The 22,815-nt window shown below is 74.9% G+C and carries 18 protein-coding genes; 10 read left to right on the top strand and 8 right to left on the bottom strand.

Annotated elements, in window-relative coordinates; all coding sequences use genetic code 11:
• Position 1 precedes the first annotated feature (1 nt).
• Together nagB and UQW22_RS18850 are read left to right on the top strand one after the other, a co-directional pair.
• Positions 2-784, top strand: coding sequence for a glucosamine-6-phosphate deaminase (gene nagB / locus UQW22_RS18855; RefSeq protein WP_407318515.1), 783 nt, complete (start codon positions 2-4; stop codon positions 782-784).
• Positions 785-875: 91 nt separating this feature from the next.
• On the top strand, positions 876-1,736 hold the full coding sequence (locus UQW22_RS18850) for a general stress protein (RefSeq protein WP_407318757.1): 861 nt from the start codon (positions 876-878) through the stop codon (positions 1,734-1,736).
• A gap of 55 nt (positions 1,737-1,791) precedes the next feature.
• On the opposite strand, the gene UQW22_RS18845 is transcribed toward UQW22_RS18850, so the two are convergent.
• Together UQW22_RS18845 and UQW22_RS18840 are read right to left on the bottom strand one after the other, a co-directional pair.
• Complete coding sequence (locus UQW22_RS18845; protein WP_407318756.1) at positions 1,792-3,345, bottom strand: aminopeptidase P family protein; 1,554 nt, start codon at positions 3,343-3,345, stop codon at positions 1,792-1,794.
• A 49-nt stretch (positions 3,346-3,394) separates the two neighbouring features.
• Entirely contained in the window at positions 3,395-4,270 is an 876-nt protein-coding gene (locus UQW22_RS18840) for an alpha/beta fold hydrolase (RefSeq protein WP_407318754.1), read from the bottom strand.
• A gap of 96 nt (positions 4,271-4,366) precedes the next feature.
• Between UQW22_RS18840 and UQW22_RS18835 the strand changes: the two genes are divergently transcribed.
• Positions 4,367-5,218, top strand: a complete 852-nt coding sequence (locus UQW22_RS18835) for a PHP domain-containing protein (RefSeq protein ID WP_407318753.1) — start codon at positions 4,367-4,369, stop codon at positions 5,216-5,218.
• Positions 5,215-5,850: a MarC family protein gene (locus tag UQW22_RS18830; protein ID WP_407318752.1), complete on the top strand. Its 636-nt coding sequence runs from the start codon at positions 5,215-5,217 to the stop codon at positions 5,848-5,850. Before UQW22_RS18835 ends, UQW22_RS18830 begins: the two co-directional genes overlap by 4 nt.
• Positions 5,851-5,869: 19 nt before the next feature.
• Here the strand turns inward: UQW22_RS18830 and UQW22_RS18825 are convergent, their stop codons facing one another.
• Positions 5,870-6,169 carry a DUF1905 domain-containing protein gene (locus UQW22_RS18825; protein ID WP_407318751.1) on the bottom strand — a complete coding sequence of 100 codons (300 nt, stop codon included), beginning with the start codon at positions 6,167-6,169 and terminating at the stop codon, positions 5,870-5,872.
• Positions 6,170-6,268: 99 nt separating this feature from the next.
• Entirely contained in the window at positions 6,269-7,951 is a 1,683-nt protein-coding gene (locus tag UQW22_RS18820; protein WP_407318750.1) for a DEAD/DEAH box helicase, read from the bottom strand.
• A 217-nt stretch (positions 7,952-8,168) separates the two neighbouring features.
• Between UQW22_RS18820 and UQW22_RS18815 the strand changes: the two genes are divergently transcribed.
• A complete protein-coding gene (locus UQW22_RS18815) occupies positions 8,169-8,927 on the top strand; it encodes a ferritin-like fold-containing protein (RefSeq protein WP_407318749.1) in 759 nt (252 codons plus the stop codon).
• 20 nt (positions 8,928-8,947) lie between these two features.
• On the opposite strand, the gene UQW22_RS18810 is transcribed toward UQW22_RS18815, so the two are convergent.
• The gene (locus tag UQW22_RS18810; RefSeq protein WP_407318748.1) at positions 8,948-9,172 is read right to left on the bottom strand and encodes a DUF3107 domain-containing protein; all 225 of its coding nucleotides are present in this window, start codon (positions 9,170-9,172) and stop codon (positions 8,948-8,950) included.
• Positions 9,173-9,354: 182 nt separating this feature from the next.
• Between UQW22_RS18810 and UQW22_RS18805 the strand changes: the two genes are divergently transcribed.
• Both UQW22_RS18805 and UQW22_RS18800 read left to right on the top strand, forming a co-directional pair.
• The gene (locus tag UQW22_RS18805) at positions 9,355-12,678 is read left to right on the top strand and encodes an ATP-dependent helicase (RefSeq protein WP_407318747.1); all 3,324 of its coding nucleotides are present in this window, start codon (positions 9,355-9,357) and stop codon (positions 12,676-12,678) included.
• A complete protein-coding gene (locus tag UQW22_RS18800) occupies positions 12,675-16,217 on the top strand; it encodes a UvrD-helicase domain-containing protein (protein ID WP_407318745.1) in 3,543 nt (1,180 codons plus the stop codon). Before UQW22_RS18805 ends, UQW22_RS18800 begins: the two co-directional genes overlap by 4 nt.
• 164 nt (positions 16,218-16,381) lie before the next feature.
• Here the strand turns inward: UQW22_RS18800 and UQW22_RS18795 are convergent, their stop codons facing one another.
• Positions 16,382-17,305, bottom strand: a complete 924-nt coding sequence (locus UQW22_RS18795) for a macrolide 2'-phosphotransferase (RefSeq protein ID WP_407318743.1) — start codon at positions 17,303-17,305, stop codon at positions 16,382-16,384.
• A 135-nt stretch (positions 17,306-17,440) separates the two neighbouring features.
• On the opposite strand from UQW22_RS18795, the gene nudC reads away from it, so the two are divergent.
• The gene (gene nudC, locus UQW22_RS18790; RefSeq protein WP_407318742.1) at positions 17,441-18,394 is read left to right on the top strand and encodes an NAD(+) diphosphatase; all 954 of its coding nucleotides are present in this window, start codon (positions 17,441-17,443) and stop codon (positions 18,392-18,394) included.
• Positions 18,395-18,444: 50 nt separating this feature from the next.
• On the opposite strand, the gene UQW22_RS18785 is transcribed toward nudC, so the two are convergent.
• Positions 18,445-18,711, bottom strand: a complete 267-nt coding sequence (locus UQW22_RS18785) for a mycoredoxin (protein WP_407318741.1) — start codon at positions 18,709-18,711, stop codon at positions 18,445-18,447.
• A gap of 59 nt (positions 18,712-18,770) precedes the next feature.
• Here UQW22_RS18785 and UQW22_RS18780 point away from each other — a divergent pair, with 59 nt between their 5' ends.
• Complete coding sequence (locus UQW22_RS18780) at positions 18,771-20,810, top strand: ATP-dependent helicase (RefSeq protein ID WP_407318739.1); 2,040 nt, start codon at positions 18,771-18,773, stop codon at positions 20,808-20,810.
• A 480-nt stretch (positions 20,811-21,290) separates the two neighbouring features.
• Positions 21,291-21,662: a WhiB family transcriptional regulator gene (locus UQW22_RS18775; protein WP_407318738.1), complete on the top strand. Its 372-nt coding sequence runs from the start codon at positions 21,291-21,293 to the stop codon at positions 21,660-21,662.
• Positions 21,663-21,707: 45 nt separating this feature from the next.
• Here the strand turns inward: UQW22_RS18775 and UQW22_RS18770 are convergent, their stop codons facing one another.
• Entirely contained in the window at positions 21,708-22,763 is a 1,056-nt protein-coding gene (locus tag UQW22_RS18770) for a ThiF family adenylyltransferase (RefSeq protein ID WP_407318737.1), read from the bottom strand.
• Positions 22,764-22,815 lie beyond the last annotated feature (52 nt).

Below are 22,815 nucleotides of genomic sequence, written 5' to 3'. Positions count from 1 at the left end.
GATGGAGGTCGTGATCGCTCCGGCGCAGGAGCTGGCGGTGCTGGCTGCTGATGCGGTCGAGGGGGTGCTGGGTTCGCGGGGCGAGCCGGTGCTGGGGTTGGCGACGGGGTCGAGCCCGTTGGCGGTGTATGACGAGCTGGTGCGGCGTCATGTCGAGGAGGGGCTGTCGTTCGGGCGGGCGTGGGGGTTCATGCTCGACGAGTACGTCGGGCTGTCCGCGGACCACCCCCAGCGGTACCGCAACGTCATCGCCACGGAGATCGCCGACCGCGTGGGCTGGCCCGCCGAGCGCGTCGCGGGCCCGGACGGGGCGGCGACGGACCTGCCGGCCGCGTGCGCGGCGTACGAGCGGTCGATCGCGGCGGCGGGCGGCGTGGACCTGCAGATCCTGGGGATCGGTACGGACGGGCACATCGGGTTCAACGAGCCGGGATCGTCCCTGGCGTCGCGCACACGGATCAAGACGTTGACGCAGCAGACGCGGGTGGACAACGCGCGGTTCTTCGACGACGAGGTGGACCAGGTCCCGACGCACTGCCTGACGCAGGGGCTCGGCACGATCATGGAGGCCCGGCACCTGGTGCTCCTGGCGACCGGGAGGCACAAGGCGCAGGCGATCCACCAGCTGGTGGAGGGGCCGGTCTCGGCGTTGTGGCCGGCGACGGTGATGCAGTGGCATCCGCATGCCACGGTGCTGGTCGACGAGGCGGCGGCGTCGCGGTTGCAGCTGGCGGGGTACTACCGCCAGACGTACGCGTCCAAGCCGTCCTGGCAGGGCCTGTGACCCGCCCGAGCCGGCCCCGGGCGGGCGACGTGCGGGGCCGACCGGGCGATTGCTGTAGCAGGCCGGGCGCCCCGTGCGGGATACTGACCAGATGAGCATGAGTCGCCAGTCCGTCGTGCCCCGCGTGCCGACCCTGCCGAAGGGGGAGGAGATCGCCGCCTACGACTCCTACCTGGAGGCCCAGAAGGCGGTCGACTACCTGTCGGACGAGAAGTTCGCCGTCCAGCACGTCACCATCGTGGGGACCGACCTGCGCATGGTCGAGCGGGTCACCGGCCGGCTCACCTACGGGCGGGTCGCGCTCGCCGGGGCGCTCTCCGGTGCCTGGTTCGGGTTCTTCGTCGGCCTGCTCCTCACGCTCTTCGCCGGTGGGGAGGCCGGGGTGCTCGTCGTGGCCCTCGCCCTGGGTGCCGGGTTCGGCCTGATGTTCTCCGTGCTGTCCTACGCGTTCACGGGCGGACGGCGTGACTTCACGTCACAGTCGCAGATCGTCGCCTCGACGTACGCCATCCTCTGCGCCACCGAGCAGGCCGGCGAGGCCCGGCGGATGCTCTCGGGCTCGCCGAGCGGGCTCGGCAAGCAGCGCACCCCCGAGCGTCCGGCGGCCCCCGCCGCGCCCTCGGCACCGGACCCCCGGTGGACGATGCCCGACGGCGCCCCGCGCTACGGGGCGATGCGCCCGGGCGGGGCCGAGGGTTCCGCAGGCTCGGAGGGCGCCGGCGGGTCCGACGGCGCGGGCGATGCCGGTGCGAGCGGCTCCTCCACGTCCTCGGTCGCCGGCGGCGAGGGGCCGTCGCACCCGCACCCGCACCCGCAGCCGCCCGCCACCGGCCCGGACCTGCCCGAGGACCCGTCGCGGACCGGCCCGCAGCCGCCGACCGGTTCGGCCACGGCCGCCCCGGACTCCACGGTGGACCCGGACGACCCGTACGCGCCCCCGCGCGACCGGTGACCGCCTGCGGTGACCCGCAACCGGCGCCGGCCGTGAGTCACCGCAGGACCGCTGGTCAGCCGCGCAGGCGCGCCATCCACGCCTCGACGTCCTCCGGGCGGCGCGGCAGCGCCGCCGACAGGTTCTCGTTGCCGTCGGCGGTGACGAGCACGTCGTCCTCGATCCGTACGCCGATGCCGCGGTACTCCTCGGGCACCGCGAGGTCGTCGGCCTTGAAGTACAGCCCCGGCTCGATGGTGAAGACCATGCCCGGCTCCAGCACGCCGTCGAGGTACATCTCGCGGCGGGCCTGCGCGCAGTCGTGCACGTCCAGCCCGAGGTGGTGCGACGTGCCGTGCACCATCCAGCGGCGGTGCTGCTGCCCCTCCGGGGTCAGGGCCTCCTCCGCGGAGACGGGGAGCAGGCCCCACTCCTCCAGCCGGGCCGCGATGACCTCCATGGCCGCGGTGTGCACGTCGCGGAACCTCGCCCCGGGCCGCGCGGCGGCGAACGCGGCGTCCGCGGCGTCGAGCACGGCCGTGTAGACGCGGCGCTGGACGTCGGTGTACTCGCCGTCGACCGGCAGGGTGCGGGTCACGTCGGCCGTGTAGAGCTCGTCGATCTCGACGCCGCCGTCCAGCAGCACCATCTGGCCGGACCGGACCTGGCCGTCGTTGGTGATCCAGTGCAGCGTCGTGGCGTGCTCGCCGGCAGCCGCGATCGTCTCGTAGCCCACGGCGTTGCCCTCGAGGCGGGCGTGCGCGTCGAACGTCGTCTCGATGACCCGTTCGCCACGACGGTGCTCCACCGCGCGGGGCAGCGCGAGCACGACGGCCTCGAACCCGGCGATCGTCCGGTCGACGGCGTCGCGCATGAGCTCGATCTCGAGCTCGTCCTTCACCAGGCGCAGCTCCGAGACGGCCTCGGCCAGCGACTCGTCGGACGCGTCCTCCTGGGTGCCGGCCTCGGTGCGGATCGCCTCGATCAGCGCGGCGATCTCCTCGTCCGCCTCGGTGATCACCAGCACCTGCACGCCGTCCGCCCCGACGTCCTTGGCGAGAGCCTCGCGCAGCTCGTCCACGTGCCGTGCCTCGATGCCCGTCAGCGTCGTGACGTCGTCCAGGCTGGGGCGTGCGCCCACCCAGAACTCGCCGTAGCGGGAGTCGGCGTAGAACTCCTCGGTGTTGCGGGGCGCCAGCGGGCGCACGTAGAGCACGGCGTGGTGGTGCGTACCGGAGCCGTCCGCGCCGGGGTCACCCTCGCCCTCCGCCACGGGGTGCATGACGAGCACGGCGTCGGGCTCCTGGTCGGTCCCGAGCCCGGTGAGGTGGGCGAACGCGGAGTGCGGCCGGAACCGGTAGTCCGTGTCGTTGGAGCGCTGCTTCAGCGGCCCCGCAGGGATCACCAGCCGCGTCCCCGCGAAGCGGGCCGACAGCTTCGCGCGGCGCTCGGCGGTGAACGGGGCCGCGCGGCCCGGCGTCGTGCCGAGGTCCGGGCGCGGTCCCCACTGCGAGGTGATGAAGTCCTTGAACGCCTGGGAGTCCGGGCGGTGGGAACGGTTGCTCCCACGGTCCTCGACGGTGTCGTCACGGGTCTGGTCGACCGGGGTGGTGTCGTTCATGACGTCCATCCTCCCACCTGCCGACGGCACCGGCGGTGTCGACGAAGACGCCCCCGTCTCACCGGCGGCCGAACTCGCGCAGGGCCCTCGTCAAGGTGTCGTTGAAGGCGGTGGGCGCGTCGGAGTTGACGTCGTGCCCGGCCCGCGGGACGACGACGAGGGCGCCCCGGGCGGCCGCCGCCAGGTGCCGGGACTCCTCCAGGCGCATCCGGTCCCGGGCACCGTTGACCAGCCAGACGGGTGCCTGGATCGCGCGCAGGCTCGCCACCGAGGACCGGCCGGCGAGCCCGGTGAGGGCGTCCGTCACCACGTCCCAGCCCGGTCGGTACCCATCGGCCGTCCGCCTGCTCCCCGGTGCGCTTCTCGGCCCGCCCGTCATCGCCGGCACGTCGGTGCCTCCCGGGCGGACGCGATCGCACCCGGCGGCGGTCCGCCAGGTTCGCAGCGCGGCCCGTCGCGCCGTCGTCGTCCCCGAGACGGCGAGACGTGCGGCGTCCCGGAAGAGGGCCACGGGCTTGCCCCGGGGGTCGGTGGTGCACGCGGCGGCGACGACACCGGCCAGGTCGGGCCCGCCGCCGGCCGCCTCCCGGCTGCGGCGCGCGGCCCAGGCGAGCGACGTGTACCCGCCCAGGGACAGGCCGACGACGACGACGGGGGAGCCGGGCCGGAACGAGGCCGCCGCGCCGTCGAGCACCTCGAACGCACGCTGCATGGAGAAGCGTTCGGTGCGTCGCGCCCCGTGGGCGGGCAGGTCGACCGCGACCGCCTCGTGGCCCGCGCGCCGCACGTGGTCGACCTGGTCTCGCCAGATCGCGGACGACGTCCGCATGCCGTGCACGAACACCACGCCCGCCGGCGGTGCCGCCGAGCGGGCGGACGGCGTGGACCGGGCGTCGCTCTGCGGCTCGGCGTGCAGGTCGAGGTGCTGGTTCATCCCTTCGATGGTCGCGCGCGACCGGGGACCGCTGGCGGAAGCCTGCGTCGGGCCCCGTGGAGACGTTGTGAGCATCGGCGTCCGTACACTTGCCGGGTGATCGACCTCCATACGCACTCGCGGGCGTCCGACGGCACGGACACGCCTCGTCAGGTCATGGAGGCCGCGGCCGCGGCCGGCCTGGCCACCGTCGCCCTCACCGACCACGACACCACCAGCGGGTGGGCCGACGCCGCCGCGAGCGTGGCGAGCACGGGCGTCGCCCTCGTGCGGGGCACGGAGATCTCGACACGAGCCACCGTGCCGGGTGGCGGGCTCAGCGTCCACCTGCTCGCCTACCTGCACGACCCCGCCCACCCGGCCCTCCTGACCGAGCTCGCCCGCACCCGCGACGACCGCGTCACCCGGGCCCGCCGGATGGCCGAGCTCCTCGCCGAGGATTTCCCGCTGACCTGGGACGACGTGGTGGCCCAGACGCACGACGGAGCGACCGTCGGGCGCCCCCACCTCGCCGACGCCCTGGTGGCCGCGGGCGTCGCCGCCGACCGGGACGAGGCGTTCGCGACCATGCTCCACCCGGGCGCCCGGTACTACGTGCCGCACTACGCCCCCGACACGGCGGACGCGGTCCGGGCCGTCCTGGCCGCCGGCGGTGTGCCGGTGATGGCCCACCCCCGGGCCGGCAAGCGCGGCCGGGTCGTCACCGAGGAGACGATCGCCGAGCTCGCGGACGCCGGGCTGGCCGGGCTCGAGGTCGACCACCGCGACCACGAGGACGCCGACCGTCGACGGCTGGCGGTCCTGGCGGCGGACCTGGGACTCCTGGCGACCGGGTCGAGCGACTACCACGGCACCGGCAAGCTGAACCGCATCGGGGAGAACGTGACCGATCCCGACGTGCTGTCCGAGATCGAACGACGGGGCCGGCTGGAGGTGCTGCGGCCGTGAGCCACGTCATCGACCTGACGTTGTTCACGCAGGCGTTCGTCACGCTGTGGGTCATCATGGACCCGCCCGGCACCATCCCGGTCTTCCTGGCCCTGACGTCCACGATGGGCTCCAAGCAGCGCAGCCGGGCCGCCCTGCAGGCCGTGCTGGTGGCGTTCGGCGTCATCGTGACCTTCGCGCTGTTCGGCCAGCAGCTCCTGCAGTACATGGGCATCTCCCTGGCGGCGCTGCAGGCGTCGGGAGGACTGCTGCTGCTCATCGTCGCCATGCAGCTGCTCACGGGGAAGTTCGAGTCCGGGGAGGCCACGGCGGCGACCCCGGGTGCGAACGTCGCCCTGGTCCCCCTGGGGACCCCGCTGCTCGCCGGGCCGGGCGCCATCGTCGCGACGATGGTGTTCGTCCAGCAGGCGAGGGCCGAGGACGAGGGGGTGCCGGGAATCGTGGCGATCTCGGTGGCCATCGTGCTGGTGCACGTCTGCCTCTACCTGGCGATGCGCTTCGCCGACGTGCTGCACCGGGTGCTCAAGGACTCCGGGGTCACGCTCATCACCCGGATCGCGGGCATCCTGCTCGCAGCGATCGCGGTCCAGCAGATCGCCGACGCCGTCATCGAGTTCGTGCAGACCGCGTAGCCGCGCGGCCGCGCCGCGGTCACACGTCGACGGGGGTGAGGGTGACCTCGACGAGGGTGTCGGGACCGAGGTTCTCGGCGCGCCGCACGGTCTTCTTCATCGGCAGGATGAAGGCCTCGTGCTCCTTGGAGGGGAACACGGACGTCTGCCACGTCGTGGCCCCCACCGTCACGCGGACCCGGACGGACCCGAACCCGCGCGGCGGCAGCGGGATGTCGGCGAGCACGTCGGACTCCTCGGGCGGCAGCGTGACGAACCACCAGGCGTCACCCTGCCGGGCCGCCCACTGCCACATCGGGGCCGTGAAGCTCAGCTGCATGTGCAGCACCGTACGCCCCCGGGTGCCGAACAGGAGCCTGGTCCCGCAATCCGGAGGGAAAGCGGGACCAGGCTCCTGCTCGGCGTGGTGGCGGGTCGCTCAGGCCTCCGCGCCGCCCGCCTGGCCCTCGGAGCCGGTGCGGGGACGGCGGCGACGGCGACGGCGGCGCTGGCCCTCGCCGGAGCCCTCGTCCCCCGTGCGCTGCTCGCTCGACCGCTGCTCGCCGTCGGGCCGGGAGCTGCCGGAGGCCGAGCCACCGCGACGTCCGCCGTCGCGACCGCGGCCGCCGTCGCCGGTACGGCCCCGGCCGCCCTCACGCCGGCCCTTGCCCTGACCGCCGCCCGAGCCGCCCCGGCCGCCGTCGCGACCGCTGCTCGGACGCTTGCCCGTCTCGCCGAGGTCCTCGAGCTCCTCGGCGTCGAGGCCGCCGAGCCTCTGGGCACCCTTCGGCAGCCGGCCCTTGGTGCCCTCAGGGATGCCGAGGTCGCTGAGCAGGTGCGGCGAGGACGAGTAGGTCTCGACCGGCTCGGGGAACCCGAGGTCCAGCGTGCGGTCGATCATCTGCCAGCGGGGCACGTCGTCCCAGTCGACGAACGTGATCGCGGTGCCCTTGTTGCCGGCACGGCCGGTGCGACCGATGCGGTGCAGGTAGGTGCGCTCGTCCTCGGGGCACTGGTAGTTGATCACGTGCGTCACGTCGGTGACGTCGATGCCGCGGGCCGCGACGTCCGTGGCGACCAGCACGTCGATGTTGCCGTGCCGCAGCGCGCGCAGCGCCTGCTCGCGCGCACCTTGGCCGAGGTCGCCGTGGATCGCGCCGGCGGCGAACCCGCGGGTGCGCAGCTCGTCGGACACCTTGGCTGCGGTGCGCTTGGTGCGGGCGAACACGATCGTGCGGCCACGACCCTCGGCCTGCAGGATGCGGGCCAGCACCTCGACCTTGTCCAGCGCATGGGCGCGGTAGACGACCTGGCGGGTGTTCTTCACCGTCGCGCCGTCGTCGTCCGGGTCGGCCGCACGGATGTGCGTGGGCTGCGACATGTAGCGGCGGGCCATGGAGACGACCGGGCCGGGCATGGTCGCGGAGAACAGCATGGTGTGGCGCACGGCGGGCGTGCGGGACAGGATCTTCTCGACGTCGGGCAGGAACCCGAGGTCGAGCATCTCGTCGGCCTCGTCGAGGACGACGGTGGCGGCACGGGTGAGATTGAGGTGACCCTGGTTGAGCAGGTCGACCATGCGTCCCGGCGTGCCGACGACGACCTCGACGCCGGTGTTCAGCGTCTCGATCTGCGGCTCGTAGGCGCGGCCGCCGTAGATCTGCACGATGCGGACGCTGCGGTGCTTCGACGCGGTCTCCAGGTCGCGGGCCACCTGCGAGGCGAGCTCGCGCGTCGGTGCCACGACGAGGGCCTGCGGCTTGCCCGGGGCGGGCAGCTCGTCGAACCCGGGCTCGCCCGGTGCGACGACGCGGTGCAGCAGCGGCACGCCGAAGCCGAGGGTCTTGCCCGTGCCGGTCTTGGCCTGGCCGATGATGTCGTGGCCCTGCAGCGCGACCGGGAGGGTCATCGCCTGGATGGGGAACGGGTGCGTGATGCCGGAGTCGCTGAGCGCCCGGACGATCTCCTCGCGGACGCCGAAGTCCGCGAAGCTGACGTCCTGGGCCTGGATGGCTGCCGCGCTCGAGTAGTCGAGGTCGTCGGTCGCCTGGTCGCTGCCCGCGGTAGCCTCGGCGGCGCCGTCCGGGGTGAGGTCTGTGGTGGTCACTGGGTGCCTTCGCATGTCGTCGGCGCGACGGACCGCGAGGGCTGACCAGAGGGCTTGCCGCGGGTCGGACGCTGCGCCGAGGTGGTCGGCAGCCGATCGCGAAAGGACATCGCGCGGTGAGCACGGGGGGTCTGCAACGAGACGACCGGGCAACCGAAGTACCACACCATCGTATCGGAACGCACACCGATCGGCGGGAGGCGTCCGTCACGGTGCGACCTATCCTGGTCCGGTGAAGAGCTCCCGCAGCGCCGCCGGCGTCGATCCCACCGTGCCCGCACCGGCCGTCGAGCTGGTGGGGCTGGCCGCCTACACCGAGCTCGCGGAGTTCGGCCTGCTGGCGGCGCGGTCCGTGGACGCCCCGGACCTCGCGACCCGCCAGGCGCTGGCGGACGGCGCCGACCGTGCGCTCGGCCGGCAGCGGGCCCTGCTGGCCCTGGTCAGCGCGGACGACGGCGTGGTGCCGGGCGTGGTGGGGGCCGCCGTGATGGCTCCCTTCGACGACGCCCTCACGGACTTCGACGCACGGACCGACACCGACGACTGGGCCGAGGGCCTGCTCAAGGGTGTCGTGGGCCACGGGGTTGCCCAGGACTTCTGCCGGGTCCTCGCCGGCGGTCTCGACGGCTCGAGCGGCCGGGCGGTGCGCCAGGTGCTGGAGCGGCCCGCTCCCGGGCCGGAGGCCGGCGCCGACGCCGGCGCGGACGCGGAGGCCATCTGGTTGCTGGCCCGGCTCGCCGCCGCCGACGACGTGCTCGGCTCGCGGCTGGCGCTGTGGGGCCGGCGTGTGGTCGGCGAGGCGCTGGGCGTGGTCACCGCCCTGCTGGGCCGGCGGCCGGAGCTGGCCGCGCTGGCGGCCGAGTCGGCCTCCCGGTCCGGGGTGGACCTGCCGCCCGCCCCGGACCGCGACGACGCCGTGCGCACCTGGTTGGTGGCCCGGCTGACCGGCGAGCACACGCGGCGTATGGACCGCATGCGGCTCGCCGCCTGAGACGGCGAGCCGCATCCCGCTCAGAGGTTGCCGAAGCCCACCGGGCGCTGCTCGCCGCTGCCGATCTCGACGTAGCCGATGGTGGCGGTGGGGACGATGATCTGGCGGCCCTTGGTGTCGGTGAGCTCGAGCGCGGCACCGCCGTCGAGCGCCTTGCGCACGGCCTTCGCGACGTCGTCGGCCTTCTGGTCGGTCTCGACCACCAGCTCGCGGCTCAGGTTCTGCACACCGATCGTGATCTCCACGTTGACTCCTTCGCGCGAGGCGCCGCGACCTGCGGCGCCGGATGGACGGTCTGCCCCGATCCTATGCACGGGCGAGCGTGCGGGCGGCACCGTCCGCGCAGGGTGAACGCGTGCGACCGGCGCGCCGGGTGGGCCGGTCCGGTGCAGAGCCGCTGTCGGAGGCTCGTGGTCGAATCGCCCCCGTGACACCCAGCAGCTCCGTCCGCCTCGTGCCGCCGGCCCCCGCGCAGCCCGCCGGGGCCGCCGTCGCGCTGGACGAGACCCAGACGGCAGCCGTGGAGGCGGCGCTCGAAGGACCCGCGACGCTCGTGGTCGGCGCCCCGGGAACGGGCCGGACCACCGTGGCGCGGGAGATCGCGGTCCGTGCGATCGAGGCCGGCACCGACCCCTCGCGCGTGCTGGTCCTCGCGGCCACCCGCCGCTCGGCGGCCCGGCTGCGCGACGAGGTCGCGGCCGGCGCGGGGCGCACGATCGGCGCCCCGATGGTGCGCACGGCCGCGTCCGCCGCCTTCACCGTCCTGCGCACGCGGTCCGCGGCGCTCGGCGAGCCCCCGCCCACCCTGGTCTCGGGGCCCGAGCAGGACCTCGTGCTGGCCGAGCTGCTCGCCGGCCACCTCGCCGGGGAGGGCGCGCCGCTGCCCCTGCCCGAGGGTCTGCCCGAGGAGTCGCTCGGGCTGCGCGGCCTGCGCCAAGAGCTGCGCGACCTGCTCATGCGTGCCGCCGAGCGTGGGTTGGCACCCGTCGACCTGGACGACCTCGCGCGCCGCCACGAGCGGCCCGAGTGGCGGCTCGCCGCCCGGCTCTACGAGGAGTACCTCGACGTCACCGCCCTGCGGATCGGCACCCCGGACGCGGGCGCGCGGTACGACCCGGCGGTCGTGGTGGACGAGGCGGCGCACACCCTGGCGACGTGGGACGTGACCGGGGCGCCCGCCCCGTCGTGGGACCTCGTCGTCGTCGACGACTACCAGGAGGGGACGGTCGCGACCGCCCGCCTGCTCGGCGTGCTGCACGACGCCGGAGCGCGGCTCGCGCTGCTGGCCGACCCCGACGTCGCCGTCCAGGGCTTCCGCGGCGCCGCCCCCGCGCTGGTCGGTCGGGCCGGCGCCCGGCCCGGCGAGATCGGCGCCTTCGACGCCCGCACGGTCGTGCTCGGGACCGCGTGGCGCCAGCCCGAGCTGCTGCGCGAGGTCACGCTCGCCGTCACCTCCCGGGTCGCGACGGTGTCCGGCGCGCTGCACCGGGGCGCGGCGCCCCGTCCGGGCGGGGCCGCCGACGGCGTGCCGACGCCACGTGCGGACGTCGCGGTCCTGTCCGGTGCGGCGCAGGAGGCGGCCTACATCGCGCGTGAGCTGCGGGCCGAGCACCTGCTGCACGGCACCCCGTGGGAGCGGATGGCGGTGCTGGCGCGCAGCGGTGACCAGCTCGCCGCGCTGCGCCGCGACCTCGTGGCGGCCTCCGTGCCGGTGGCGCTCCTCGGCTCGGACGTCCCGCTGCGGGACGAGCCCGCCGTCGTCCCGCTGCTCGCCGCGTTGCGGGTGTGCGCCGGTCCCGGCGCGCTCGACCGGATGCTCGCCGACCTGGAGCCCGCGGAGCGCCCGTCGTCGCCGGACGACGTCGACGAGGCGTCCCGCCCGGACCCGCTGCCCACGCTGGACGCCGAGGCCGCGGCGCTGCTCCTCACCTCGCCGCTCGGGGGCCTGGACGCGGTCTCCCTGCGCCGTCTGCGCCGCGCCCTGCGTGCCGAGGAGCTCTCCGGCGGCGGCGGGCGGTCGTCCGACGCGCTGCTCGTCGAGGTCCTGGGCGATCCCGCACGGGCGGCGACCCTGCCGTCGGCGGTCCGCCGTGGACCGGTGGCGGTCGCGCGCGTGCTCGCCGCCGGTCGCGAGGCGGCGGCCGTGGACGGCGCTACCGCCCAGACCGTCCTGTGGGCCGTGTGGGCGGCCACCGGCCTGGCGGACCGCTGGCGCGACGCGGCGCTGGCCGGCGGACCCGCCGGGGTGCGCGCGGACCGCGACCTGGATGCGGTCCTCGCGCTGTTCCGCGCCGCCGAGACGTACGTCGAAAGGATGCCGGGCGCCCCGGTCGCCGCGTTCGTCGACTACGTCGCGTCGCAGGACCTGCCGGCCGACTCGCTCGCCGCGTCCGCCACCGGCGCCCGCGCCGTCGAGGCGCTGACGCCCGCCGGTGCTGCCGGGCGCGAGTGGGACGTCGTCGTGGTGGCCGGGGTGCAGGACGGGGTGTGGCCCGACCTGCGCCTGCGCGACTCGCTGCTCGGGTCCCAGGCCCTCGTCGAGCTGCTCGCCGGGCGGGTCCAGGACGCGCACGGGGTGGGCAAGGAAGCCCGTGCCCAGGTGCTCGCCGACGAGCTCCGCGCCTTCGCGGTGGCGGTCTCGCGAGCCCGGCGGCGGTTGCTCGTCACCGCGGTCGAGGACACCGAGGACAGCCCGTCGGTCTTCTGCGACCTGGTCGCCCCGCGCCCCGAGAGCTCGGTGGAGGGCCCCGACCCGCGGCGCGTCCCGGTGGGACAGCCGCTCGACCTGCGCGGCGTCGTGGCCGCTGCGCGCGCCGAGCTCGTGCGGGAGGTAGCCGGCCGCGCCGGCAGTACCGGCAGAGACGGCCCGGATCCGCGGGCCGACGCCGCCGCGGCGCTGCTCGCCCGGCTCGCCGAGGCCGGGGTGCCGGAGGCCGACCCGCGGACCTGGTACGGGGTGGCGCACGCTTCCAGCGACGCGCCGCTGTGGGGGTCGCAGGACGAGGTCGTGGTCTCGCCGTCGAAGGTCGACACCGTCACCACCTGCGCGCTGCGGTGGGCGTTCGAGTCCGCGGGCGGGACGGCGCCGGACGCGACGCACCAGAGTCTCGGCACGCTGGTGCACAGCATCGCCGAGACGCACCCGTCGGCTCCTGCGCACGTCCTGCGCGCTGAGCTCGACCGGCGCTGGCCCGAGCTGGCCCTGCCCGAGGGGTGGCCGAGCCGCCAGCTCCGCCGTCGGGCCGAGGAGATGGTCGGCCGACTCGCGGACTACTTCCAGGGGTCCGGCGAGCCGGTCCTCGTCGAGCCGTCCTTCGACCTGACGCTGGGACGCGCCCGGCTGCGGGGGAAGATCGACCGGGTCGAGAGCGACGGCGGCGACGGCGTGGTCGTGGCTGACCTCAAGACGGGCCGCAGCGCGCCCTCCAAGGACAAGGCGGCCGAGAACCCGCAGCTCGGTGCCTACCAGCTCGCCGTGGACGGTGGAGCGCTCGGGCTGCCGGAGGATACCCGCAGCTCCGGCGCCCGCCTCGTGTTCGTGGGGACCCCCACCAAGGGTCCGTCGCTGCGTGACCAGCCGGCCCTGGACACCGGCGCCGACGGCTCGAGCTGGGCGCGGGCCCTGGTGGAGCAGGCCGCCGACACGATGGCGGACTCCGCCTTCCGGGCCCGCGAGAACGACCTGTGCGGCATGTGCCCGGTGCGGCGCAGCTGTCCCGTGCAGACCGAGGGACGGAGCGTGATCTCGTGACGACGCCACAGGCCTCCGAGCCGGGATCCGGTCACGGGTTCGGTGAGCTCACGTTCGAGGGGCTCGACCACGAAGCCCTCGGTGGCGAGCGGCGCAGCGCCGAGCTCGGGTTCCCGGAGCTGGACGACCCTGCCGGTGCGGCGGCGCCCGAGGCAGGTGCCGCCGTCCCCCGGCTGTCGCCTCGCGACATCGCGGAGCTGCTCGGCCGTCCGGCCCCGACCGACGAGCAGGTCGCCGTCATCGAGGCGCCGCTCGAGCCGGTGCTCGTCGTCGCCGGAGCCGGCTCGGGCAAGACCGAGACGATGGCCGCGCGCGTCGTCTGGCTCCTCGCGAACGACCTCGTCGAACCCGAGGAGGTCCTCGGCCTGACGTTCACGCGCAAGGCCGCCGGTGAGCTGTCGACCCGGGTGCAGTCGCGCCTCGGGCAGCTCGCCCGTGCCCGCGGACGGTCGGCCGCGGACCTCGACCTGCTGGCGCGTCCTACGATCGCCACGTACAACGCCTACGCGGCGTCGCTCGTGGCGGACCACGGCCTCCGGCTCGGGGTCGAGCCGGGTTCGCGGCTCCTGGGAGGTGCCAACCAGTGGCAGCTCGCCGCCGAGGTCGTCGAGTCCTGGGACGGCGACCTGGAGACGGACAAGGCCGTGAGCACCGTCGTCGGCGCGGTCCTGTCGTTGTCGGGCGCGCTGGGGGAGCACCTGCTCGACGTCGACGCCGCCCGTGGCGCCCTGGAAGACCTGGTCGAGCGTCTCGACACGCTGCCCCTCGGACCGAGGCAGCGCTCCCGCACCAAGGACGTCGACCAGCTCGTCGGCTCCGTCGCCGCACGCTCCCGGCTCCTCGACCTGGTGGCCGAGTACCGACGGCGCAAGCGACACACCGACTCCCTCGACTTCGGCGACCAGGTCGCGCTCGCCGCCGAGCTCGCCCGGACGGTGCCCGCGGTCGGCGACGCGGAACGCGCCAGGTACCGGGTGGTCCTGCTCGACGAGTACCAGGACACGTCCTTCGCCCAGGTGGAGCTCCTGGCCGGGCTGTTCCGCGACGGGCACGCCGTCACCGCCGTCGGCGACCCGCACCAGTCGATCTACGGCTGGCGGGGAGCCTCGGCCTCCGGGCTGTCCCGCTTCCCCGAGCGCTTCCGGCACGCCGACGGTACCGCTGCGTCGGTGCGCTACCTCAGCACGTCGTGGCGAAACGACGCCGCCGTGCTCGCCGCGGCCAACGTCGCCTCGGGCCCCCTGCGGGAGACGCCAGGTGCGACCGCGGTGCCGGTGCCGCCGCTCGACCTGCGTCCCGGCGCCGGGGCCGGCTCCGTCGCGGCGCACGTCGCCGCCACCCTCGAGGAGGAGGCCGAGGCGGTCGCCGACTTCGTCGCCGCCCGGTGGCGACGTGCCTCGCGCCCGGACGCGTCCGACCGGGTCACGGCGGCCGTGCTGTGCCGGGCACGCTCGCAGTTCGCCGCCCTGGAGACGGCGCTGCGCCGCCGCGGGCTGCCGGTGGAGGTCGTCGGGCTCGGCGGCCTGCTCACCACGCCCGAGGTGGTGGACGTCGTGGCGCTGCTCGAGGCCGTGCACGACCCGTCCCGCGGCGACTCGTTGCTGCGGCTGCTCACCGGGCCGCGCGTCAACCTGGGTGCTGCCGACCTGCACGCTCTCGGCTCCTGGGCCGCCGACCTCGCCCGGCGGGACGCACCCCGCAGCGCCCGCCGGTCGGGCGCCGGCGCACCCGACGCCGAAGGTCCGGCGGTCGTCGAGGGCGACGTGGTCGACCACCGTTCCGTCGTGGACGCGCTCGACGACCTCCCCGCCCCGGGCCAGGCCGCCACGGACGGTCGCGCCCTGACCTCCGAGGGGCACACGCGGCTCACGGCCCTGGCCCGGCTCCTGCGCGAGCTGCGTTCGCTCACCTACCTCTCGCTGCCCGAGCTCGTCGTCACCGCCGAGCGCGCCCTCGGGCTCGACGTCGAGGTCGCGACCGCGGAGACGCTCGCGCTCGCCGTCGGGTCGGGGCCGGACGGGATGGCGGCCGCCGAGCGCATCAGCCGCCGTGGGCGCGAGCACCTCGACGCGTTCCGCGACGTGGCCGCGAGCTTCGCGCAGTCGGCGGACGTGGCGACGCTCGGCGCGTTCCTCGCCTGGTTGGGGGTGGCCGACGACCAGGAGCGCGGGCTCGACATGCCCGTCCGGGAGCCCGACCCCGACGCCGTCCAGGTCATCACCGCGCACGCCGCCAAGGGGCTTGAGTGGGACGTCGTCGCCGTGCCCGGCCTCGTCGACGGGATCTTCCCGACCGTGGCCGAGTCGTCGAAGGGGCGCACGAGCAGCGGATGGCTCACCGGACTGGGGGAGCTGCCCTACCACCTGCGGGGCGACGCCGACGACCTGCCGCGCTTCCGGTTCGACCTCGCGACGGACACCAAGGACCTCCTCGCCCGGCGCGACGAGTTCCGGCTCGACTGCGGAGAGCACCAGCTCGCGGAGGAACGACGCCTCGCCTATGTCGCGTTCACCCGAGCCCGCCGTGAGCTGTTCTGCACCGCCCACTGGTGGGGGACCGGCAGCCGGCCGCGGCGCGTCTCGCCGTTCCTCGTCGAGCTCGCGGAGGCCGGGATCGTCCAGGCCGAGGGCTGGGAACCCGCCCCGGACGGAGCAGCGTCCAACCCCCGCGACGAGATCGAACGGACCGACGTGTGGCCCGCGGCGGTCGAGCGACCCGACGGCAGCGCCCCCGCAGCGACCACCGCCGACCCCGCCGCCACCCCTCGCGCGCTGCTGCGCGCCACCGCGGCCCGGGTGGCGGACGCGTCCGACGCCGCTCCCCGGCAGGGGGTGCTGCTCGACCGGGCCGGGCACGACCTCGTCGAGCTCACGGAGATCCTGCTCGCCGAACGAGCCGAGCGGGTCGAACCGTCCGTGGAGATGCCGGCGCACGTCTCGGCCTCGGGGCTGGTGCGGCTGGCCCGCGACCGGGACGAGTTCGCCCGTCAGCTGCGCCGCCCGCTGCCGAACGAACCGACCGTGCACGCCCGTCGGGGCACGCTGTTCCACGCCTGGGTCGAGCAGTTCTACTCCTCGGCGTCTCTCCTGGACGTCGAGGACCTGCCGGGGGCGGACGAGCTCGACGTCGCGACCGACCTGGCGCTGGAGGACCTGCGCACCCGCTTCGAGCAGACACCCTGGGCGAGGCTGACACCGGTCGCCGTCGAGCAGGATGTCGAGACCCCCGTCGCCGGCGTCATGGTGCGCTCACGCATGGACGCCGTGTTCCTCGACCCCGACGCGCCGCCGCCGGACCCGGGCGAGCCGCATGCCGTCGTCGTCGTGGACTGGAAGACCGGCCGTGAGCCGCGCGACCCCGCCGACCGGGCCCAGCGCGAGGTGCAGCTCGCTGCCTACCGGCTGGCCTGGGCTCGGTGGACAGGTCTGCCCGTGGAGAAGGTCAGCGCGGCGTTCGTGTACGTGGCGTCCGGTACCACGGTGCGGCCCGCCGAGCTGCTCGACGAGGACGGGCTGGAGGCCCTGGTGCGCGGGGAGTAGGACTGCGCTGCACCTCCGCCTCAGGCGGTGCCGTTCCGCCCGAGGCGACGGCTCCGCTGCGCGCGAGTGCCTCGTTCCGGTGGGTCGCGGGCGTCCTGCACTCGCAAGCTCGCTCCGGACGACCGCTCCGGCCCCCGGCCCTCACGCTGCGCTGCACCTCCGCCTCAGGCGGGGGTGTCCTCGCGGGTGGCCTCGTCCAGGTCCGCCAGCATCGACTCGGCGTCGGCGACGACGTCGGGCAGCCCGCGGCGCACGCCGTGCATGAGCCACCGCGCGAGCGCCAGCTCGCTCACCAGCAGAGCGCGGTCGACGAGGCGCGGGTCGGTCAGCTCGGTGCGCCGCAGCTGGTAGGCCTCCATGATCGCGTCCACGCAGTCCGGCGGGGCGGCGGCGAGCAGCCACGCGAGATCGTCGGCCGGGTCGGCGACCCGTGCGTCGGACCATCCGCTGACGCTCGTGACCCGCTGACCGGTGACGAGCACCTGATCCGGGGCGAGGTCCCCGTGCACGACGACCGGCTGGAACCGCCACAGGCTCACGTCCTCCAGTGCCGTCTCCCACCGACGCAGCAGGTCGCCGGGGACCCGGCGAGTCGCCGCGGCCTCGTCGAGCTCCACCAGCCGGCGCTCGCGGTACTCCGCCGAGGTGTACGACGGCAGTCCGCAGGCCTCGACGACCGCGGTCGGCAGCTCGTGCACCGCGGCGAGCGTCCGGCCCAGGTCGGCGGCCAGGCCCGGTCCGGGGCGCAGCGTCGAGATGTCCAGCGGCGCCCCACCCAGCCGCTGGTGGACGACGGCGCGTCCGCCCTCGGGCAGCAGCGCCGAGCCGGCGACGTGCGGCACGGCGAACGGCAGCACCCCGGCGTCGACGTACAGGTGCAGCGACTCGAGCAGCTCGATCTCCGCCTCGAGGGCGGCCCCTGCCAGGGTCGTCGCGGGCGCACGGACCATCCACTCGTCCCCGGAACCGGTCGTCACCACCGCGACGTCGTAGTCGCCGGGCACGTCCTCGCGCCGCACGGTCCGGGCGTCGAGACCGGGTACGGCGGCCGTCGACAACGCGGCGAGGGCGAGCGGGCTGCGGGGCACAGGCCCACCGTAGTGCGGCTGCGGGCCGCTGCCCCGCTGCGTCGCCGGGCGTGTCCCGCCGGTCGGCGTGTCCGACGCCGCGGAGCAGTCGGTGGGCGTTGATGTTCCCGGGACGAGGTGACGTAGCGTCGTGGCGTGCACCCACTCGAGCTCCCGTTCTCCCGCGCCGGCCACGACCGGGCAGCGCACCGCCGCACCGAGCCGGACCTCGTCGGGCGGCTGCGCGCAGACCCGAGCACCCGCGTGCTGGCGCTGCACGGTGGCCGGCTCGCCGTCGTCGGGCAGGAGATCCCGCGCGCGACCCTGCTGCCGCCGGCCGCCCTCCTCGACGCGCCGGTCGATGCGTCCTGGGCGTTCCTCGGCGAGGCGGACGGGACGGCCTACCTCTCGGTCGTCCTGCCCGACGGCGACGAGACCCTGCCTCCGGGCGCGGCGGCCTGGGCGGGTCTGCGGCAGATCGTCCTCGGGCAGTCCGGGGCGCTGGCGGCGGCGGAGCCGGACGTCGTGCTGGTGCACGGGCTCTCGGTCGCGGCCGTCGCGTTGGCGGGGTGGCACTCCACCCACCGCCGCTGCGGACGCTGCGGCGAGCCGACCGCCGTCGTCCAGGCCGGGTGGGCACGCCACTGCCCGGTCGACGAGCGCGAGACCTATCCCCGCACCGACCCGGCCGTGATCATGGCGGTCGTGGACGACGCGGACCGGATCCTCCTGGGGCACGCCGCGACCTGGCCCGCGGGGCGGTTCTCGACGCTGGCCGGGTTCGTCGAGGCCGGCGAGGCGCTGGAGGACACCGTCCGCCGGGAGGTGGCGGAGGAGACGGGGGTCGTCGTCGGCACGTCGCCCGGCGACGTGGTCTACCGGGGCAGCCAGGCGTGGCCGTTCCCGGCCTCGCTCATGCTCGGGTTCCGGGCACGGGCGGTCGCGACGGCGGTGCAGACCGACGACGAGGAGGTGACGGACGCCCGCTGGTTCACACGGGACGAGCTGGCGGCGGCCGCGGCCTCCGGCGAGGTCGGTCTGCCCGGCCGGCACTCGATCGCTCGCGCGCTGATCGAGGAGTGGTTCGGCAGGGAGCTTCCCGCGCGGTAGCGACGCCGCCTCGGCGGGCCGCCGCGGGACTCAGCCGGCCGCCGCGCGACTCAGCGGGCGAGCGCCGCCTGGACGTCCGCCAGCGAGGGGTTGGTCGCCGCGGAACCGTCCGGGTAGACGACGGTCGGCACGGTCTGGTTGCCGCCGTTGACCTGCTCGACGTACTCCGCCGTCTCCGGATGCTCCTCGATGTCGATCACCGTGTACCCGATGCCGGCGGAGTCGAGCTGCGTGCGCAGCCGGCGGCAGTACCCGCACCACGCGGTCGAGTACATGGTGACGGTGCCGAGGTCGGGCAGGGCGGGGCGGGCGGTCATCGGGTCCTCCTGTGGATGGCGGGCAGCGGTGTGGGCGACGCCTGCGACAATCGCAGACGATGTCAGCTCTGACCAACTCCCCGGGCGCCCCGCTTCATCCCGACGCGATCCTCGACGCACTCGATCCGGAGCAGCGTGAGGTCGCGCTCGCCCTGGCCGGACCGGTCTGCGTGCTGGCCGGCGCCGGGACCGGCAAGACGCGGGCGATCACCCACCGCATCGCCTACGGGGTTCGCACGGGTGCTTATCCTCCGACGTCGGTGCTCGCCGTCACGTTCACCGCGCGCGCCGCGGGGGAGATGCGCACGCGCTTGCGAGAGCTCGGCGTCGCCGGTGTCCAGGCCCGGACCTTCCACGCCGCCGCGCTGCGCCAGCTGGGCTACTTCTGGCCGCGGATCGTCGGCGGCGCGCCGCCGCAGATCCTCGAGCACAAGGCGCCTGCGGTGGCCGAGGCGGCGCGCCGCATCGGGGCGAGCGTCGACCGGGTGGCCGTGCGCGACCTGGCCAGCGAGGTCGAGTGGGCCAAGGTGTCGCTGGTCACGGCCGAGGACTACGTCAAGGCGGCCGCCGCGGACGACCGGCCCGCGCCGTCGGGCTACGACCACCAGACCGTGGCCCGCCTGGTCGCCGCGTACGAGGACGTCAAGACCGAGCGTGGCGTCATCGACTTCGAGGACGTGCTGCTGATGCTCGCCGACATGCTGGGTTCGCACCCGCACGTCGCCGACCAGGTGCGCTCGCAGTACCGGCACTTCGTGGTCGACGAGTTCCAGGACGTCTCCCCGCTGCAGCAGTTCCTGCTCGACCAGTGGCTGGGCGGCCGCAAGGAGCTCTGCGTCGTGGGCGACCCGTCCCAGACGATCTACTCGTTCACGGGTGCGACGCCGCACTACCTGCTGGACTTCACCCGGACGTACCGCGAGGCCCACGTCGTGCGGCTCGTCCGTGACTATCGCTCGACGCCGCAGGTGGTGCACCTCGCCAACGACGTGCTGCGCCGCGGGCGGGTGACCGGTGCTCTCGAGCTGCTGGCGCAGCGCCCGGCCGGTCCGCCGGTGCGCTTCACGACCTACGACGACGACGAGTCGGAGGCGACGGGCATCGCGGCCCGGGCCGCGCGCCTCGTCGCCGACGGTGTGCGCGCCAGCGAGATCGCGGTGCTGTACCGCACCAACGCGCAGTCGGCCGCGTTCGAGTCCGCCTTCTCCGACGCCGGGGTGAGCTATCAGGTGCGTGGTGGGGCGCGGTTCTTCCAGCGCAAGGACGTGCGCGACGCCGTCGTGCTGCTGCGGGGCGCCGCGCGGTCGGCGGACCCGGACCAGCCGATGCCGGAGCAGGTGCGCGACGTGCTGCTCTCCGCGGGCTGGTCGGAGAAGTCGTCGGCGGTGCGCGGCGCGACGCGTGAGCGCTGGGAGGCCATGCAGGCACTCGTCGGGCTGGCGGACGATCTCGCGGCAGCGGCACCGGAGGACGCTCCGGCCACCCTGCAGAACCTGGTCGACGAGCTGGCCGAGCGTGCCGCCGCCCAGCACGCCCCGACGGTCGACGGCGTGACGCTCGCCTCGCTGCATTCGGCGAAGGGGCTCGAGTGGGACGCCGTGTTCCTCGCCGGGATGAGCGAGGGGTTGATGCCGATCTCCCTCGTCGAGACGGACGAGGGCGTCGCCGAGGAGCGCCGGCTGCTCTACGTCGGCATCACGCGGGCACGCGAGCACCTGGACATCTCGTACGCCCGGTCCCGGAACCCCGGCGGGCGGGCGACGCGCAAGCGGACCCGCTTCCTCGACGGGATCTGGCCCGACGACGGTCGCGGCGGCGGGCGCACGCGTCCGTCGAAGGGCCAGGCGCGGGCCCGGCTGACGGGGCAGGCCGACGTGCAGCTCTTCGACGCACTGCGTGAGTGGCGGCTGTCCGTGGCCCGGGAGACCGACAAGCCGGCCTACACGGTGCTCGGGGACGCGACCCTGGCGGCGATCGCCGAGCTCCGGCCGACGTCGACCTCCCAGCTCGCCCGGATCAACGGCATCGGGCCGGCCAAGATCGACCGCTACGGACCCACCCTGATCGCGCTCGTCGAGAGCGCTCCGGCGGGCGTCTGAGAGAGGTCGGAGAAGTCGTCAGAAAGAACTTCGGAAAAAGATGTGGCAGGTCCGGCCGAGCCGTCTATGCTCGTCATGACCGAGTTGGAGCGGTGCCTGCCGAGAGGCAGGAACCCGAGATGACGAAGGAGGTGCGCACAAGATGGACATCATCACTCAGCAGATGATGGGCGGCAAGCACGTCACGGCGGGGGAGAGCTCTGCCCTGAGCACGTGCGCGCCGGCCTTCCGTTTCCGTACGCGTCACGGCGCTGGGGCAGCCCTCGTCGATCTCGCACCCGACTCCGCTCCCTGGAGACCACCGGTCCTCTGACCGATCCAGGCCGCGGAGTCCACCGGGACCCGCGGCCTTCGTCTTCTCCTCACCCGGAGAGCGGCCTACTTCGGCCGGACGATCCGGCTCTCTGTCAACCAGAGAGTCGTCCGCAGGTCCTGAACACCGACGTTCACACCACACCCAGGACCTGACGGAGGAACATCGTGCGTCTCGCACAGCTGTTGGACGAGCGGCTGCTCGACGCTGCCCCCGCCGGTGGCACCAGTCGCTGGACCCCTCATCAACCGGTGGCGCAGACCCCCGAGGAAGCCGCAGAGCTCGAATGGAAGTTCGCGGCTCTCCTGCCCTGCCGCACCAACGACCCCGAGCTCTGGTTCGCCGAGCACACCGACGAGGTGGAACGGGCGAAGGCGCTCTGCCGCGCCTGTCCGTTGCAGTCCGGCTGCCTGGCCGGTGCCCTCGAGCGTTCCGAGCCGTGGGGAGTCTGGGGCGGCGAGGTGTTCGTCGACGGCGTCGTCGTCGCCCGCAAGCGGGGTCGTGGCCGCCCCCGCAAGACGGACCAGGCCGCGGCCTGACCACCCATCGATGCCCCGTGAGGCAGGACCTCGCGGGGCATCGCGCTATCCCGGCGGCGTGGTGCAGGCGCAGCCGGGGTGCACCGCCACGGGGCGCACGCGCGGGAGCGCCTCCGGGAGGGCCACCTCCAGCACCGCGCCCGCCGCGGCCGGCCGGGCACCGTCGAGGTGGGCCAGCACCTGACCGGCTGCCAGGGCGGCCGCCGTCGTGGACAGCACGGTCTCCTGCCCGGGCACGCCCGGGGCGTCGACGAGCTGGTCGGCCAGTGCCGGCCACCGCTCGTCGACGTCCCGGGCGTGCAGGTACCAGCACGTCGTGCAGGCCGTGGTCCCCGGCAGGACGAACGGCCCCAGCGTCACGTCGGCCTCGCCGACCACCACGGGCAGGTGCGGGACGCCGGAGCTCATCAGCAGCGTGAACACCTCCGGCCGGGCGATCCGGTCGCGGACCACGACGACGACGTCAGGAGGTGCGTCGTCGTGCCAGGTGCGGGCCAGGGTCGTGCGCGGGTACCTGCCGCCCAGTCGTTCCCGCAGCCGTCCCGCACGCCGGTGGCCGACGTCGGTCTGCTCGTAGGAGCCCGTGCCGAGGTCGCTGAGCCGGACCGGCGTGTCGTCGTCGAGCAGCAGCGTGCCGACACCCGCCGTGGCGAGGTGGGCAGCGAGCAGCGCACCGATCCGGCCGAGCCCGCTGACCCCGACGCCCCGCACTGCCCGCCGGGCGAGCGTGACCATCCCGGCGCCGTCAGGCAGCAGCGCGCCGAGCGCCGGAGCGTCCGCGGACCCGCCGGCGGTGGCGAGCACGTCGGGCGAGCGCCGGACGGTGGGCACCAGGAACCCGCAGCCGGCCAGCAGGGAACGGATCGTCTTGCGCCGCTCGTCGTCGACGTGGAAGCGCGCCGCCGTCCGGTCGAGCGAGGCGTGCGGCGTCCCGGCCGCCGCCGACAGCCATCGGGCCTCGGTCTCCTCGAGCCCGGACACGACCAGCGCCCAGCGGGGGTCGGTGCCGAGCTGGACCTCGCCCGGACCGCGGTCGAGCACCGGGGCGCCGGGGCGCAGCCTGAGGCCGTCGTGGCGCCGGGCGTCGGAGGGGGACGTCATGACGGCACGATGGCACGGCCTCGACCCTCCCCGTCGGGCCCCTCCACAGGCT

This window comes from Isoptericola halotolerans (genome assembly GCF_045689585.1).
GTDB lineage: Bacteria > Actinomycetota > Actinomycetes > Actinomycetales > Cellulomonadaceae > Isoptericola > Isoptericola halotolerans_B.
The sequence above is the reverse complement of the archived record's forward strand: the minus strand, read 5'-3'. Positions and strand labels throughout refer to the sequence as shown.